Source organism: Tsukamurella soli (assembly GCF_039541155.1).
In the GTDB taxonomy this organism is placed as follows: Bacteria; Actinomycetota; Actinomycetes; order Mycobacteriales; family Mycobacteriaceae; genus Tsukamurella; species Tsukamurella soli.
In genome coordinates, this window is sequence record NZ_BAABFR010000001.1 from 1 (window position 1) to 14,962 (window position 14,962).

A 14,962-nucleotide genomic window follows, 5' to 3' on the forward strand; every position below is an offset into this window, starting at 1 on the left:
AGGCCGTCGACCGCGCCCGACGCCTTCAACGCCGCCGCGACATCCGCTGTCGTCTCCGCGGACCGCAACTGATGCGACAGGCCTTCAGCCGCTGCCTCAGGCTCCCGCTCCACCGTGTTCGTCATGCTGTCATCCTTCCGTGAGGAGGACTTACACAGACCATTTGACACGCCCCGTTCCGCTTGATCGCGCGACTGACCGATCCACGACGCCGCGGACCGGTCTTCGTGGCGGCCGCCGACTTCATGCGGGACAACCACGAGCAGATCCAGCAACACGTCCAGGACCTGACCCGCGACACCGTCGGTACCGCCGCGGCTTTCGTGCTCACCGGACGCGCGTCCGGACGATTCGCCGAGTTGATCGGCGATAGCCACGCCGTGCAGTGTGGCACCCTGCGTACGTTCCTGCCCCGTGTGGTCCCGCGGGACGCGAGCGACGGCCGGCGACACCGGTTCCTTACCAGGAGATCGTTCCTGGACTCGATGCGCGACCCGAAGCCGACGGCGCGGATCCTCTGGGCCCGGTCCCGCGACCTCGCACTCACCACCCGCCTCCCTGACGGGGTCTTGGCCGTCGACCGGGAGCTTCGCCGCAGACTCGACGACCTTCTTCTGGCATCGCTGCTGCAGGTGGACGAGGCACCGGTACTGCCAGCCGAAGAACTCGCCACCGCCGTCGCTGAGCCGCCCATCGAGGAGAGCCCGCAGGAGCCCGAGCCCGGCGAGACGGTTGCCCGCGCGACGCCCCTCGATCTGTTCAAGCATCGTCCCCGTGCGCCCAAGTCCGCGCCGCAATCGACGTCCACGGCGCGACCGACCGAGGCCGAAACAGGCGCATCGCCCGCCTCAGGTGTCCTGACGTCGATCAAGGCCGTCGTCGGTCGCGTGCTCGGTGGCGTCCCGGTCACCGTAGAGGCGATCCGACGACTCGGTGATCTCGCCGTGGCCGGCGCGGCGGCGAGTGCCGCCCACGCCGATCTGAAGGCACGTATAGACGGACTCGAGACCGAACTGTTGGTGGCCAGCGATGAACGCGATTCCCTCCGCGCCGACTTGGAGGGCGAGCAGCTGGACCACGCCATCGCATCGGATCAGGTGCGCGAACTCGAGCGCCAGACCCGGTCCCTGCAGATAGAGCTGAGTCGGGTGGGACTGGCAGAGCAGGCGTGGTCGGTACCGGACGTCGCCCCACGAGACATCGCACCGGACAGCTTCGCCGATCTACTCGACCGTTTCGATGAACTCGAGTACCTGCGGTTCACCGGTGACGCCTCCGAGGTCCTCGAACTCGGCGAGCGCGACGCGGTCGGCACCTGGGCCAAGAAGACCTGGGACGCACTTCTCGCGCTGGACGACTACGCCGCTGCGCGACTCGGCAGCTATCGGGGCAGCATCGACCAGTTTCTCCAGAACCCGCCGCACGGCAGCCACGTCTTTCCGCCCAACAAGCATGCTTACACCGAGTCCGAGACCGTCCAGAACAATCCGAAGATGCGGCGAGAGCGCATGCTTCCTGTACCGAAGGCGGTGCACCAGGCCGGCGTCGTCTTCATGCCCGCGCACTTCAAGATCACCATTTCGGGAACGATCAGCCCACGCATGCACTACTACGACGACCTGTCCGGCACCCGCAAGATCTACGTCGGGTACATCGGCTCACATCTGACGAACACGCAGACGAACTGATCGCAGTGCAGCATCGACCATCGTTCAGCGCGCCTCGAGGATCTCCAAGATCCGGTCGAGCTTCGAACTGTGCTCAGCGAGCAGAACACCTTGCTCAGCAAGCAGAACACTGTGCTCGGCAAGCAGAACACTGTGCTCGGCAAGCAAACCGCCGTGCTCGTTCAACCGACCGTCGATCCCGTCCAACCGACCATCGATGCTGTCGAGTCTCTCGTCGTGGCGCTTCAGGACCTCCCCATGCTCCTGCTGCGTTTCGGCGATGCGGTCCACGATGTCGTACACGTCATCGACGTCGTGCCGTAGTCGCCGGACGTCCTTCTCGATGTCTGTTCTCCCCATCGGCTCAGTTTAGCCCCGCCACGACTCACCGCATGTTCAAAATGCCCGGAATGCCGCGCAGGTGCACGACAACGCAACGCCGACGGCCGGGCGTAGCCTGGAAGCACCGCAAGCACCGGAACGAGGCGCACATGACCGCGATCATCCTCTCCATCGTCCTGGCCCTGATCAGCGCGGGCGCCGGGATCCCGAAGCTGATCCTCAAGGGCACGCCCGTCGACAACCTGCGCGGCCACGCCTTCACCGACACCCAGATCCGGCTGATCGGCGGGGCCGAGGCCGCGGCGGCCGTCGGGCTGCTGATCGGCATCGCGGTGCCCTGGCTCGGCGCGGCCGCGGCGGCCGGCATGACGATCCTGCTGCTCACCGCCACCGGCTTCCACGTCCGGTGGGGCGACTACGGGAGGGGACGTGCCGGGGTCATCGAGTCCCTGCCCGCTCTCATCCTCGCCGTGTTCGCCGCCGTCACACTGGGTTTCGTGATCGGCCAGACCTAGAATCCCCGTGCGCGGCGGTCAGTGCGCCGCGTCGTCCCAGCTCCGCCCGTACCCGACGGACACGTCCAGCGGCACGGACAGTTCGATGGCGTGACCCATCTCCTGCCGCACCATGGCCTCGAGCTCGGCGCGCTCGCCGTCCGCCACCTCGAGCACCAGCTCGTCGTGCACCTGCAGCAACATCCGCGACCGAAGCCCCCTCTCCCGCAACGCTTCCTGCACGCCGATCATCGCCACCTTGATGATGTCGGCCGCGCTGCCCTGGATCGGCGCGTTGAGCGCCATCCGCTCGGCGCCCTCCCGGCGCATCCGGTTGGTGTTGGTCAGGTCGGGTAGATACCGCCGCCGGCCGAAGATCGTCTCCGTGTACTCCTTGCGCGTGGCGTCCACCACCACGTGCTGCAGGTAGTCGCGTACCCCGCCGAACCGCGCGAAGTACGCCTCCATCTGTTCCTTGGCCTCGTCACGCGAGATCTTCAGCTGCGCAGCGAGACCGAAAGCCGACAGCCCGTACGCCAGACCGTACGACATCGCCTTGACCCGGCGGCGCATATCGGGCGTCACCTCGTCGATCGGAACGCCGAACGCCCGCGACCCCACGAAGTTGTGCAGATCCTCGCCGGTCTGGAACGCCTCGATCAGCCCCGCGTCCTTCGACAGGTGCGCCATGATCCGCATCTCGATCTGGCTGTAGTCGGCGGTCATCAGGGTCTCGAAACCGTCGCCGGCCACGAACGCGTGCCTGATCTGCCGGCCCGCCTCGGTACGCACCGGGATGTTCTGCAGGTTGGGCTCGGTCGAGGACAGGCGCCCGGTCGCGGCCACCGTCTGGTTGAACGTCGAGTGGATGCGGCCATCGAGCGCAACGGATTTCAGAAGCCCCTCGACGGTCACCTTGAGCCTGGTCGCGTCACGGTGTTCGAGCAGGTACCGCAGGAAGGGGTGCTCGGTCTTCTCGTACAGCCCCTCCAGCGCATCGGCGTCGGTGGTGTACCCGGTCTTGGTCTTCTTGGTCTTGGGCATGTCGAGCTTGTCGAACAGCACCACCTGCAACTGCTTCGGCGAGCCGAGGTTGATCTGCTCGCCGATCTCCTCGAACGCCGCCGTCTCGGCCGCCCGGATCCGGTCGGCGAAGTCGCTCGCGAGGCCCTCGAGATGGTCGACGTCGACCGCGATTCCCGTCTCCTCCATCACCGACAGCACCTGCAGCAGCGGCAGTTCCATCTCCTCGAGCAGCGGCAGCGACTCGATCTCCGTGAGCTCGGTATCCAGCGCGGCGGCGAGGTCGACCACAGCCCGCGCGCGCAGCAGTTGTTCTCGTGCCTTCGCCCCGTCGATGGTGTCGGGGTCGTCGAGCAGCGACAGCTGGGCATCACCGTCACCGTCGCCCTCCACCCGCAGCTCCCGCTTGAGGTACCGCAGTGACAGGTCGTCGAGGTTGAAGCTGCGCTGCCCGGGCCGCACCAGGTAGGCCGCGATGGAGGTGTCGGACGTGAGCCCGCCCAGCTCCCAGCCGCGGCTGTGCAGCGCGTGCATGGCCCACTTCGCCCCGTGCACCGCCTTCGGCTCCGCGGCATCGGCGAGCCACGCACCGAGAGCCGCCTCGTCCTCGGGGGTCAGCGTGGATGTGGCGATGTACCCGCCCTCGCCGTCCGACGCGGCGATCGCGACGGCCTCTACGTCACCGTCGACCACCACCTCGGCGCCGATCACCCCGAGCCCGTGCCGCTGCCCCGTCCGCGCATGCGCCGCGAGCCAGACGCCGACGGTGCCTGCCGGCACGATCCCACCGGATATCTCGAAGCCCTCGTCGACCTCCGGCTCGGTGGACGCGAGGTCGGTGAAGATGCGGTCCCGGAGCACCCGAAACTCGAGGTCGTCGAACAGGCGGTGGATGGCGTCGCGGTCCCACGGCTGCAGCGCGAGATCGGAAGGCGTGAACGGCAGCGTCATGTCGCGGACCATCTCGGTGATCTGCCGATTGAGCTGCACGCTCGCGAGGTGCGCGCGGAGGTTGTCGCCCACCTTGCCGCGCACCTCGTCGACGTGCATGACGAGGTTCTCGAGGTTGCCGTACTGCTGGATCCACTTGGTGGCGGTCTTCTCCCCCACGCCGGGGATGCCCGGCAGGTTGTCCGACGGGTCGCCCCGCAGCGCCGCGAAGTCGGGGTACTGCGCCGGCGTGAGGCCGTACTTCTCCTCGACCGTGGCGGGTGTGAAGCGCGTGAGATCCGAGACGCCCTTGCGGGGGTAGAGCACGGTGACGTCGTCGTTGACCAGCTGCAGCGAGTCGCGGTCGCCGGTCACGATGAGCACCTTGAACCCCTGTTCCTGGGCGCGGGTCGCCATCGTGGCGATGACGTCGTCGGCCTCGTACCCCGCCTCCGCCATGACCGGGATCCCCATCGCGCCGAGCACGTCCTTGGTGACGTCCACCTGCCCCTTGAAGTCGTCGGGCGCCGACGACCGCTGCGCCTTGTACTCCGGGAACATCTCGCTGCGAAACGTCTGCCGGGACACGTCGAACGCCGCACCCACGTACCCCGGCCTCTCCTCCTTGAGCAGGTTGATCAGCATGGCCGTGAAGCCGTACACCGCGTTGGTCGCCTGCCCCGACGACGTGCGGAACTTGCCCCCGTCCAGCGGTAACGCGAAGAACGCCCGGAACGCCATCGAGTGCCCGTCGATCAGCAGCATCGTCGGTCGCTCACCGGCACCGTCGGGTTCGACGGTGCCGGTGCCGGCCGGAGCGGAGGCGGAAGCGTTCGGTGCGGTCACATCGGCAGTCTAGTGCGGGCCACCGACAGGCCGGGCCTGGCGAACGCCGGGCTACCGCCCGCCGAACGCCGCCGCGGGCGGGTTCGCCAGGTCGTACACGGTCATGCCGCCGACGGTGACGGGCGTGAAGTACTTCTGCACCCACGCGGTCACCTGGTCGGTCGCCGCGTTGCCCGATCCCCACCCGGTGTTGCACGCCGGATTCGTCTCCGCCTGATCCGGCTGGTCGCTCGCCGGGTCGGACGCGGCCCCGCCGCCCCAGCGATTCGGCGCCACGATGAAGTAGCGGACCTCGCGGGCACGCACGTAGCCCTGGAACTGCGTGAGGTTCGGGGAGGGATCCTGGCCGGTGAACCCGCCGACCGCGATCAGCGAGGTGTGCGTGTTCAGCTCGAGGGTGGCCGCCTGCATCGAGCCGTTCACTGCCGCCGACCAGTGGGTATCGGTCTTGGAGAGCAGCGTGTCGACGTCGTCGTTCGGCGTGTTGAAACCGAACCCGCCGAAGCCCGACACCGGCCGCAGCGTGAGACCCGGCCCGGCGTGCGAGTTCGCGACTGCGGCCACGGCGTACGACGCGGAGCCCCCGACCACCGCCACCGCCGCCAGCGCGAGGCCCACGACCGTCAGCGCCGTCCGCGTGCGGACACCCGCGACCCGCTCCCCGGGAACGAGCGCCGCCACCACCGCCGCGACGGTGGCGACCAGCACGATCCACCGCATCGCCGGAGCGAACGAGGTGTCCCGGGACAGCAGGACGAACCCCCAACCGCCACCGATCGCGATCAGCAGCGCCAGGCCCGCGCGGCCCGTCCACCGGTCCCGCCGACGCCACATCTCCACGACGCCGAGCGCGAGCGTCGCCGCAACGGCCGGTGCCATCGACAGGCTGTAGTACGACGCGGCGCGCTTCATCTCGGCCAGGACCAGACCGTCGACCAGCATCCACACACCGAACACGAGCACGCCGACGCGCATCAGGTCGGTGCGCGGCGCGCGCCCACGGGAGACCAACGCCAGCACGAACGCCACCAACGCCACGGGCACCAGGAAACCGATCTCGAGGCCCCACTCGCCGGTGAACAGCCGAGACAGACCCGGCTGCGCGCCGAACGGGCCGAAGCCGCCGTGGTGGTGGGCCAGCCGCTCGCGCATCTGCTCGATGAACTCGGGCACCGGGCAGTCCGCCGGACGCGATCCCCATCCGCCCCCGCCGTTATGGCTGCCGAGCAGCCGCCCGAACCCGTTGTATCCGAAGACGAGATTCATGAACGAGTTGTCCGTCGAGCCGGCCATGTAGGGCCGGGAGTCCACGGGCCACAGCATCGTCAGCACCACGTACCAGCCGGCCGACACCACCAGCGCGGCCGCCGCCCCGAGCAGGTGCTGGATCCGCTTGCCGACGGTGACGGGCGCGGCGATCAGGTAGGCCAGGCCCAACGCAGGCAGCACCATCAGGCCCTCCAGCATCTTCGCGAGGAAGGCGAACCCGAGCGCGACCCCTGCGAGAGCCAGCCACCGTCCGCCCCGGCCCTGGACCGCCCGCACCGTGCAGTACGCGCCCAGGATCATCAGCGTCACCATCGCGCCGTCCGGGTTGTTGTACCGGAACATCAGCGCCGCCACGGGCGTCAGGGCCAGCAACGAACCCGCGATCAGGCCCGCCCCTCGACCGGCGACGCGACGCACGGCCCCGTACAGCAGGCCGACGGATACGACGCCCATCAGCACCTGCGGGAGCAGCATGGACGCGCTCGAGAACCCGAAGATCTTGCCCGACAGGCCCATCACCCACTGCGATACGGGCGGCTTGTCCACGGTGATCGAGTTCCCGGGGTCGAGCGAGCCGAACAGCAGCGCCTCCCAGCTCCGCGAGCCGGCCCACGCCGACGCCGCGTAGAAGGAGTTACCCATCTGATTGACGGTGATGTTCCAGGCGTAGAACACCGCGGTGGCCAACAGGAGCAGGACGACGGGGCCGTGCTCGGAGAGCACCCGTCGCGCGCGTTCTTGATCCAGAGAGCGATTCACCGAGCCAGCGTCGCTGTGGTTCGTGCCAGCCGGCTGCCTGGTTCCCGGGAGTTACCTATGAGCCCGGTGTCAGGCGACGCCCAGGTAGGCCGCGCGGATGGCCGGGTCGCCGAGCAGCGTGCGCCCCTCGCCGGTGACGGTGACGTCGCCGGTCTCGAGCACGTACCCGCGGTCGGACCGGCTCAGCGCCTGCTGCGCGTTCTGCTCCACCAGCAGGGTGGTGGTGCCCTCGTCGTGGATCTTCGCGATGATCCCGAAGATCTGCTGGATCACCATGGGCGCCAATCCCATCGACGGTTCGTCGAGCAGCAGGAGCTTGGGGCGGGCCATGAGCGCGCGCCCGATCGCGAGCATCTGCTGCTCGCCGCCGGACATGGTGCCGCCGGCCTGCTTGCGCCGTTCGGCGAGTCGCGGGAACAGGTCGAAGACGTAGTCCAGGGTCTCCCGGTACGCGGTCTTGTTCGGGAACTTCCGCCCGTGGCAGCCCATATCGAGGTTCTCCTGGACCGTCATACCGGGAAACACGCGGCGGCCCTCGGGGACCTGCACGATGCCCTCCTTGACCCGGATGTGCGCGGGCATGTGGGTGATATCACGCCCCTCGAACAGGATCCGGCCGTGGGCCGGGGTGAGCAGCCCGGACAGCGCGCGCATCGTCGTCGACTTACCCGCGCCGTTGGCGCCCAGCAGGGTCACCAGTTCGCCGGGCGCCACCGTCAGGCTGATCCCGTGCAGCGCCTCGATCCGGCCGTACCGCACCACGAGGTCACGGACCTCGAGCATCGCGTCGGTCGACGTCGCGTCGCGGGAACCCGGCTGCTTCTCAGGCGGTCTGGTCATCGGGCACCCCCAGGTAGGCCGCGATCACCGCGGGGTTCTCGCGGATCTCGGCGGGCAGACCCTCGGCGATCTTGCGGCCGAACTCGAGCACGACGATGCGGTCGCACACCCCCATCACCAAGCGCATGTCGTGCTCGATGAGCAGGACCGTGTAGCCGTCGTCGCGAATCTTGCGGATCAGCGCCATCAGTGCCGACTTCTCGCTGGGGTTGAACCCGGCTGCAGGCTCGTCGAGGCACAGCAGCTTGGGCTCGGTGGCGAGCGCGCGGGCGATCTCGAGCCGGCGCTGGTCACCGTAGGGCAGGTTGCGCGCCCGCACCGCGGCGCGGTGCCCGATCCCGACGAATTCGAGCAGCGCCATGCCTCGTTCGGCGGCGTCGCGCTCCTCGGCCCAGTGCCGCGGCAGCCGCAACGCAGCCCCGACGACGGAGGTGCGGTGCCGCGCGTCCGTGCCCACCACGACGTTCTCGAGCGCGGTCATCTCGGAGAACAGCCGGATGTTCTGGAAGGTACGCGCGATTCCGAGGCGGGTGATCTGGTTGCGCTTGACCTTGGCGAGCGCGGCACCGTCGAACAGCACCCGTCCGCCGCTGGGCCGGTACACACCGGTGATCGCGTTGAAACAGGTCGTCTTGCCCGCGCCGTTGGGGCCGATGAGCCCCAGGATCTCGCCGCGGCGGATGTCGAAGGTGACGTCGTCGAGCGCCTTGAGGCCCCCGAACGTGACCGAGAGATGCTCGACCCCGAGCATCGTCTCGCCGACGTCGACCGCGACGTCCCGCTGCGGCGCGACCACCTCGGCGACGATCTCCTCGTGCGTCTCAGGCTGTGCGTCCGGCTCAGGCCCCGCGTGCTTCTGGGGCCGCTCGGAGTCCTCCGGCTGCGGCCCGGTCACCGGGTCCCTCCCGGTGCGAGGCCGCGGTACACCTGTCGGCCGAAGGCGATCAGCTTCTGCCGGGCGGGGAACAGGCCCTGCGGCCGGAAGATCATCAGCACCACGAGGGAGATGCCGAAGAACAGGTATTTGTAGTCACCGAGCGACTGGCCGCCCACCTGGATGCCCTGCACCCGCGCCGGCAGGTACACGATGAGGAACGCGCCCACGATCACGCCCAGCTTGTTGCCCTGGCCGCCGAGCACCACCGCGCAGAGGAAGAGCATCGAGTTGATCACGTTGAAGTTCAGCGGGTCCACGTACTGCACCTGACCCGCGTACAGCGCGCCGGACAGACCTCCGATGCCGGCGCCGATCACGAACGCCCACAGCTTGAATCGGAAGGTGGGCACGCCCATGATCTCGGCCGCGTCCTCGTCGTCTCGGATCGCGACCCACGCACGCCCCACCCGCGACCGCTCGAGGTTCCCCACCACGAGCAGCACGGCGATCACCAGGATCATCCCCAGCCAGTACCACCACACACCGAAGTTGGCTGTGCTGGAATGGTTTCCATTCGACAGCACGCCCGCGTAGTTGTTGGACGCCGACTTGCCGATCGGCGGGAACGCCAACTGGTCGAGCCCCGGGGAGCCGTTGGTGATGTCGGTGAGGTTCTCGGCCGACAGGCGCACGATCTCGCCGAACCCGAGCGTGACGATCGCCAGGTAGTCGCCTCGCAGGCGCAGCGTCGGGGTGCCGAGGATCAGGCCGGAGATCGCGGTGAACAGCATCGCCAGCGGCAGGCACGCCAGCCACGCCCACGCCCCGGTGTTACTGAACAGCCCGTGCGAGCCCCCGTTGAACAGGGGGCTCGACGGGCTGGTGAGGATCGCGACGGTATACGCCCCGACCGCGTAGAAGCCGACGTAGCCGAGGTCGAGCAGCCCCGTCTGGCCCACGACGACGTTGAGGCCGATGGCGATCAGGGCGTACATCGCCACCTGCGCCATCACGGCACCGAAGTCGATGGCGGTCGTGGAGATCAACGGCGGGTGGATCACGGGCAGCAGGGCGAGGATCAGGACCACCGGCACACCGACGCCCCACTGCGCGGGCCGGGACAGGCCGTCCCACCAGTCCCGAATCGGGTCCGCGAGGCCGCGACCGCGCCGCGCGGCCCCGCCCGGGTTCGGCCCCTCGTCCGGCGGTGCCCCTCCGCCGGGCTCCGACGTCGTAGCGGTCATGCGCGCGCCCTCCCCAACTTCTCCCCGAGCAGCCCGCTCGGGCGGATCATCAGGACCAGCACCAGCAGAACGAACGCGATGACGTCCTTCCACTGGTTGCCGAACAGGATCGCGCCGTAGTTCTCGAACACGCCGAGCAGCAACCCACCCAGCAGAGCGCCGCGGACGTTGCCGATGCCGCCCAAGACAGCGGCGGTGAAGGCCTTGATCCCCAACAGGAATCCGCCGTTGTAGATGATGGCCGACGTCTGCCACGTGGCGTACAGGATGGCGGCGGCGCCCGCCAGGACCCCGCCCAGCAGGAAGGTGAGCATGATGACCCGCTCGCGGGAGACCCCCATCAGGGTCGCCGCGTCCGGGTCCTGCGCCACCGCTCGGATCGCGCGCCCGAATCCTGTGCGGTTGATCAGCACGTCGACCAACGCCGCCAGCACCAACGCGGAGATGATGATGACGATCGCCGTGTTGCGCACGGCCGCCCCGAACACCGTGAACTCGGTGACCGGTGAGACGAGCGCGATGCCGGGCTGCGCGCTCGACCCGCCCAGCGTCGGCGTCGTGTTCAGGTTCGGCAGGACGTACTGGACGATCTCCTGGAGCACGAACGACATACCGATCGCGGTGATCAGGAACACGAGCGGCTTCGCGCCCCGGCGCCGGAGCGGGCGGTAGGCCACCCGCTCCAGGCCGAGTGCGACCAGCCCCGACGTGACCATCGCGGCCAGGCCGGCGACGATCAGGTACCCGATCGTCGTCACCAGGCCCTCGTTGTAGGCGTTCCCGTTCGGAGTGAACCCGAGTGCGAGGAGCGCAACGTACTGACCGAACATGCCGACCATGAACACTTCGGAGTGCGCGAAGTTGATCAGCTTCAGCACGCCGTACACCAGCGTGTAGCCGACGGCGACGAGGGCGTAGATCGCGCCCCACGTCAGCCCTTCGACGGTCAGCCCCCAGAAACCGTGTAGCAGCCCCGACGGGTTGAACTGGATGGACGAGGCGTGTGCCGTACCGCCGACGATCAGTGCGAGGTGCACGCGCTACTTGACCTCGTACATCCAGATGAGCGCGTTCGTGAGCTCACCCTGGTCGGTCCACTGGTAATGGCGGGCCAGGCCGGTGCCGTTATAGGTCTTCACGAAGTCCAGCAGCTCGGGACGGGTGCGCTTGCCCTCCTCGATGCCCTTCATCAGGATGGTCGCCAGGTCGTACGCCTCGACGGAGTACACGCCCGGCTCCTGGTTGAAGGCCTTGGTGTAGTCGGCCTTGAACGGGTCCTTGGCGGGCCCGCACGGGCAGGACAGGTAGGCGCCGCCGGCCGCGGATCCGGCCTGTGCCACGAAGTGCGGATCGTTGACACCGTCGCCGGAGACGAACTTGGCGGTCACGCCGCCCTGGCGCAGCTGCTGAACGAGCGGCGACGCCTCGGCGTAGTACCCGGAGTAGAACACCGCGTCGGGCTTGGCCTGGGAGACTGTGCTGACGACCGCGGAGAACGACCTGTCGCCGGTCTTCACCGAAGAGTCGCACGACGCGTCATGCGCCGAACCGAGCCCGGCGGCGACGGCCTTCGCCAGTCCCACACCGTAATCCGAGTCGTCCTGGATCACGCAGACCTTCTTGAAGCCGAGCGTTCCGGTGAGGTACTTCGCGACCGAGGGACCCTGCACGTCGTCGTTGGCCAGGCCCCGGAAGAACGTCTTCCACCCCTGCTTCGCGAGGTCCGGGTTGGTGGCCGATGCGGTGGTCGCGACCAGGCCGGCTTGGTTGAACATCGGCTCGGTGGCCTTGGTCTCGCCGGAGAAGGCGGGGCCGATCACGCCGACGATCGACTGGTCCGCGACCACGGTGGGTACGACCTGGGTGGCCTTCTGCGGCGTGCCCTCGGTGTCGAAGGTCTTGAGCACGATCTTGCACTTGGGGTTGGCGGCATTGTGCTGGTCGACCGCCAGCTGCGCGCCGTCGCGGATGTTGATGCCCAGGGCGGCGTTCGAGCCGGTGAGCGCTCCGACCATCGCGAGGTTCGTGTCGGGACACGCCGCCGTGCCGAGCTGCGACGGCAGCAGGGGCGTCGAGCTCGTATCGACCGGCACGGTCTTCCCCGAGGTGTCGATCTGGGCGAGTGGCGTGATGGTGAGGTTCGACCCGCCCGCGGAGCCGCTCGCCCCGGACGATTCCGAACCACCTCCGGACGCGGACTTCGAGCCGCAGCCGGACACGGTGAGGACGGCCGCGGCACACAACGCGACCCCTCCGGTTGCCAATCGACGATTCATTCCCAGCCTCCACGGGTTTCCGGAGGACACGGCATCCCACCGCGCCCCACCTGCACTTGCCGATCTGCTGGAAACCTAGTCCGGATCAGGGCGGTATGCGTCGACATTCACAGAGAAGGAGTGCGATTGGTTACACAGAGTTGACACAGCGGTGCCGGTGCCCCCGGAGATCTCTCCCCGGGGGCACCGGCACCCCTGCGACCGTGGACTACTCGGCTCAGCCGACGGCTGTTATCCGGCGAACGCCGCCGCGGGCGGGTTGGTGAGGTCGTACACCGTCTGCCCGCCGACGGTGGTGGGTGTGAAGTACTTCTGCACCCACGCGACCACCTGGTCGGTGGTGGAGTTGCCGCGGCTGTAGACCTGGCACACGGCCTCGGTGGCGGCCTGCTGGGCGGACAGGGCGGGCGTGCCGGACGTGTCGCTCGGGCTGGTCCGTCCGCCCCGGCCGGTGGCCATCACGTAGTAGCTCACGTCGTGATTCCGGACGTAGCTCTGGAACTGTGCGAGCGAGGGCGAGGGGTCCTGACCGGTGAAGCCGCCGACGGCGATCACCGACTTGCCCGTGCTCAGCTCGAGCGAGGCTGCCTGGGACGAACCGTTCACGGCCGCAGCCCACTTGGTGTCGGTGCTCGCAAGCATCGAGGTGAGCTCGGTGTTGGTCTGCTGGTTGCCCCAGCCGCCCTTACCGCCACCGTCGGACTCGACGGTGACCGACGGGTTACCCCCCTGCTGGTCGTGGCCGACCGCGGAGGCGACGTACGCGGCCGGGCCGCCGAACACCGCGAGCGCGGCGAGCAGTAGTCCGGCGACGGTGGCCGCGCGCGGCGCAGCGCGGCGAAGCGGGACGAGCGCGGCGATCACCGTGAGGACGGTCGCGGCGAGCACCAGCCAGCGCAGTACCGGAACGTACGAGGTGTTGGTCGACAGGAGCGCGAAGCCCCAGCCGCCGGCCACCGCGAGCTGCACGGCCAGAGCGATCCGGCCGCCCCAACCGGTGCGGTGCCGCCACGCCTCGGTGAGGCCGAGCGCGACCAGCCCGCAGATACCCGGGACCAGCGACAGGCTGTAGTACGGGTGGACCATCTGCTTCATCTCGGCCAGCAGCAACCCGTCGACGACGACCCACACGCCGAACAGGATCGCGCCGGCCCGCACCAGGTCGGTGCGCGGCGCGCGACCGCGCAGGACGAGCACGGCGACGAACGCGACCAGCGCAGCCGGCAGCAGGAAGCTCATCTGCAGGCCGAACTCACCGGTGAACAGCCGCGCCAGGCCGGACTGGCCGCCGAAGCCGCCCCAGCCCCCGCCACCGTGGCCACCGTGCCCGCCGTGCCCACCGTGTCCACCCCAGCCGCCGCCCTGCTCGACGTAGGCGAGGCACTCCTGCGGCAGGCTGGCCTGCTGACCGCCGTGGTGGTTGGTGCCCAGCACCCGGCCGAAGCCGTTGTAGCCCAGCACCAGGTTCATGAACGAGTTGTCGGTGGACCCGGCCATATACGGGCGGGAGCTGGTCGGCCACAGGATAGTGAGCACCACGTACCAGCCCGAGCTGACGATGAGCGCCGCCGCCGCGACCAGCAGATGCCGGATCCGCTGCCAGAAGCCGAACGGCGCGGCGACCAGGTACACCAGCCCCAGCGCCGGGAGCACCATGAGGCCCTCGAGCATCTTGGCGAGGAAGGCGAAACCGAGGGCGACGCCCGCCAGCGCCAGCCAGCCGGCCGCCCGGCGGCTCGCGCGAACACCGTCGTGCTTCTCGAGTGCCCGCACCGTGAAGTACGCACCCAGGGTCATCAGGGTGACCATGGCCGCGTCCGGGTTGTTGAACCGGAACATCAGCGCGGCCACCGGCGTCAGGGCGAGGGCGAGACCAGCGATCAAGCCGGCGCTCTTGCCCGCGATGCGGCGGACCATGCCGTACATGAGGCCGACGGCCAGGACCGCCATGAGCGCCTGCGGGATCAGCATGCTGGCGCTGGAGAAGCCGAAGATCCGCCCCGACAGCCCCATCACCCACTGCGACACCGGCGGCTTGTCCACCGTGATGGAGTTGCCCTGGTCCAGGGAGCCGAACAGCAGGGCCTCCCAGTCGTGGGACCCGGCCCACGCGGCGGCGGCGTAGAACGTATTGCCCATCCCGTTCCGCGTGATGTTCACGAGGTAGAGGACGGCGGTGAGGATCAGGAGCAGGCCGATCGGGCCGTGCTCGACGGCAAGTCGGCGGACGCGGCCGCTCGGGGGCGGGGTGGCGGCGTGGGTCGGGCCACCGGGGTCCCCGAGCGGCCGCACGCTGAGTTCGGAAGTAGTCACACCACGATGGTGTCGGTGCCCCGTCCGATCACACTGGGATGTCCCCGAGATGATCCTGTGAACGATACGGGCGATTCGTCCG

The 14,962-nt window shown here is 68.9% G+C and carries 11 protein-coding genes; 2 read left to right on the forward strand and 9 right to left on the reverse strand.

Going from position 1 to position 14,962, the window contains the following annotated elements; all coding sequences use genetic code 11:
- The first annotated feature begins 227 nt into the window (after window positions 1-227).
- Window positions 228-1,688 (forward strand): hypothetical protein, encoded by a 1,461-nt coding sequence (locus tag ABD908_RS00005; RefSeq protein WP_344989104.1) that lies wholly within the window; start codon window positions 228-230, stop codon window positions 1,686-1,688.
- Window positions 1,689-1,712: 24 nt separating this feature from the next.
- Here ABD908_RS00005 and ABD908_RS00010 read toward each other — a convergent pair whose 3' ends face one another.
- Window positions 1,713-2,027 (reverse strand): hypothetical protein, encoded by a 315-nt coding sequence (locus tag ABD908_RS00010; protein ID WP_344989107.1) that lies wholly within the window; start codon window positions 2,025-2,027, stop codon window positions 1,713-1,715.
- A 131-nt stretch (window positions 2,028-2,158) separates the two neighbouring features.
- On the opposite strand from ABD908_RS00010, the gene ABD908_RS00015 reads away from it, so the two are divergent.
- The gene (locus tag ABD908_RS00015; protein ID WP_344989110.1) at window positions 2,159-2,524 is read left to right on the forward strand and encodes a DoxX family protein; all 366 of its coding nucleotides are present in this window, start codon (window positions 2,159-2,161) and stop codon (window positions 2,522-2,524) included.
- A gap of 18 nt (window positions 2,525-2,542) precedes the next feature.
- Here the strand turns inward: ABD908_RS00015 and polA are convergent, their stop codons facing one another.
- The 8 genes from polA to ABD908_RS00055 all read right to left on the reverse strand — a co-directional run bounded on the left by polA (window position 2,543) and on the right by ABD908_RS00055 (window position 14,880).
- Window positions 2,543-5,302, reverse strand: a complete 2,760-nt coding sequence (gene polA, locus ABD908_RS00020; protein WP_385920478.1) for a DNA polymerase I — start codon at window positions 5,300-5,302, stop codon at window positions 2,543-2,545.
- Window positions 5,303-5,353: 51 nt separating this feature from the next.
- A complete protein-coding gene (locus ABD908_RS00025; RefSeq protein WP_344989113.1) occupies window positions 5,354-7,330 on the reverse strand; it encodes an ArnT family glycosyltransferase in 1,977 nt (658 codons plus the stop codon).
- Between the two features lie 69 nt (window positions 7,331-7,399).
- Entirely contained in the window at window positions 7,400-8,170 is a 771-nt protein-coding gene (locus ABD908_RS00030; protein WP_344989116.1) for an ABC transporter ATP-binding protein, read from the reverse strand.
- On the reverse strand, window positions 8,154-9,065 hold the full coding sequence (locus ABD908_RS00035) for an ABC transporter ATP-binding protein (RefSeq protein WP_385920473.1): 912 nt from the start codon (window positions 9,063-9,065) through the stop codon (window positions 8,154-8,156). The genes ABD908_RS00030 and ABD908_RS00035 overlap by 17 nt, the downstream gene beginning before the upstream one ends.
- Window positions 9,062-10,291: a branched-chain amino acid ABC transporter permease gene (locus tag ABD908_RS00040; protein ID WP_344989119.1), complete on the reverse strand. Its 1,230-nt coding sequence runs from the start codon at window positions 10,289-10,291 to the stop codon at window positions 9,062-9,064. The genes ABD908_RS00035 and ABD908_RS00040 overlap by 4 nt, the downstream gene beginning before the upstream one ends.
- Entirely contained in the window at window positions 10,288-11,328 is a 1,041-nt protein-coding gene (locus ABD908_RS00045; RefSeq protein WP_385920470.1) for a branched-chain amino acid ABC transporter permease, read from the reverse strand. The genes ABD908_RS00040 and ABD908_RS00045 overlap by 4 nt, the downstream gene beginning before the upstream one ends.
- A gap of 3 nt (window positions 11,329-11,331) precedes the next feature.
- Window positions 11,332-12,567 carry a branched-chain amino acid ABC transporter substrate-binding protein gene (locus ABD908_RS00050; protein WP_344989123.1) on the reverse strand — a complete coding sequence of 412 codons (1,236 nt, stop codon included), beginning with the start codon at window positions 12,565-12,567 and terminating at the stop codon, window positions 11,332-11,334.
- 231 nt (window positions 12,568-12,798) lie between these two features.
- The gene (locus ABD908_RS00055) at window positions 12,799-14,880 is read right to left on the reverse strand and encodes an ArnT family glycosyltransferase (protein WP_344989126.1); all 2,082 of its coding nucleotides are present in this window, start codon (window positions 14,878-14,880) and stop codon (window positions 12,799-12,801) included.
- Between the last annotated feature and the right edge of the window lie 82 nt (window positions 14,881-14,962).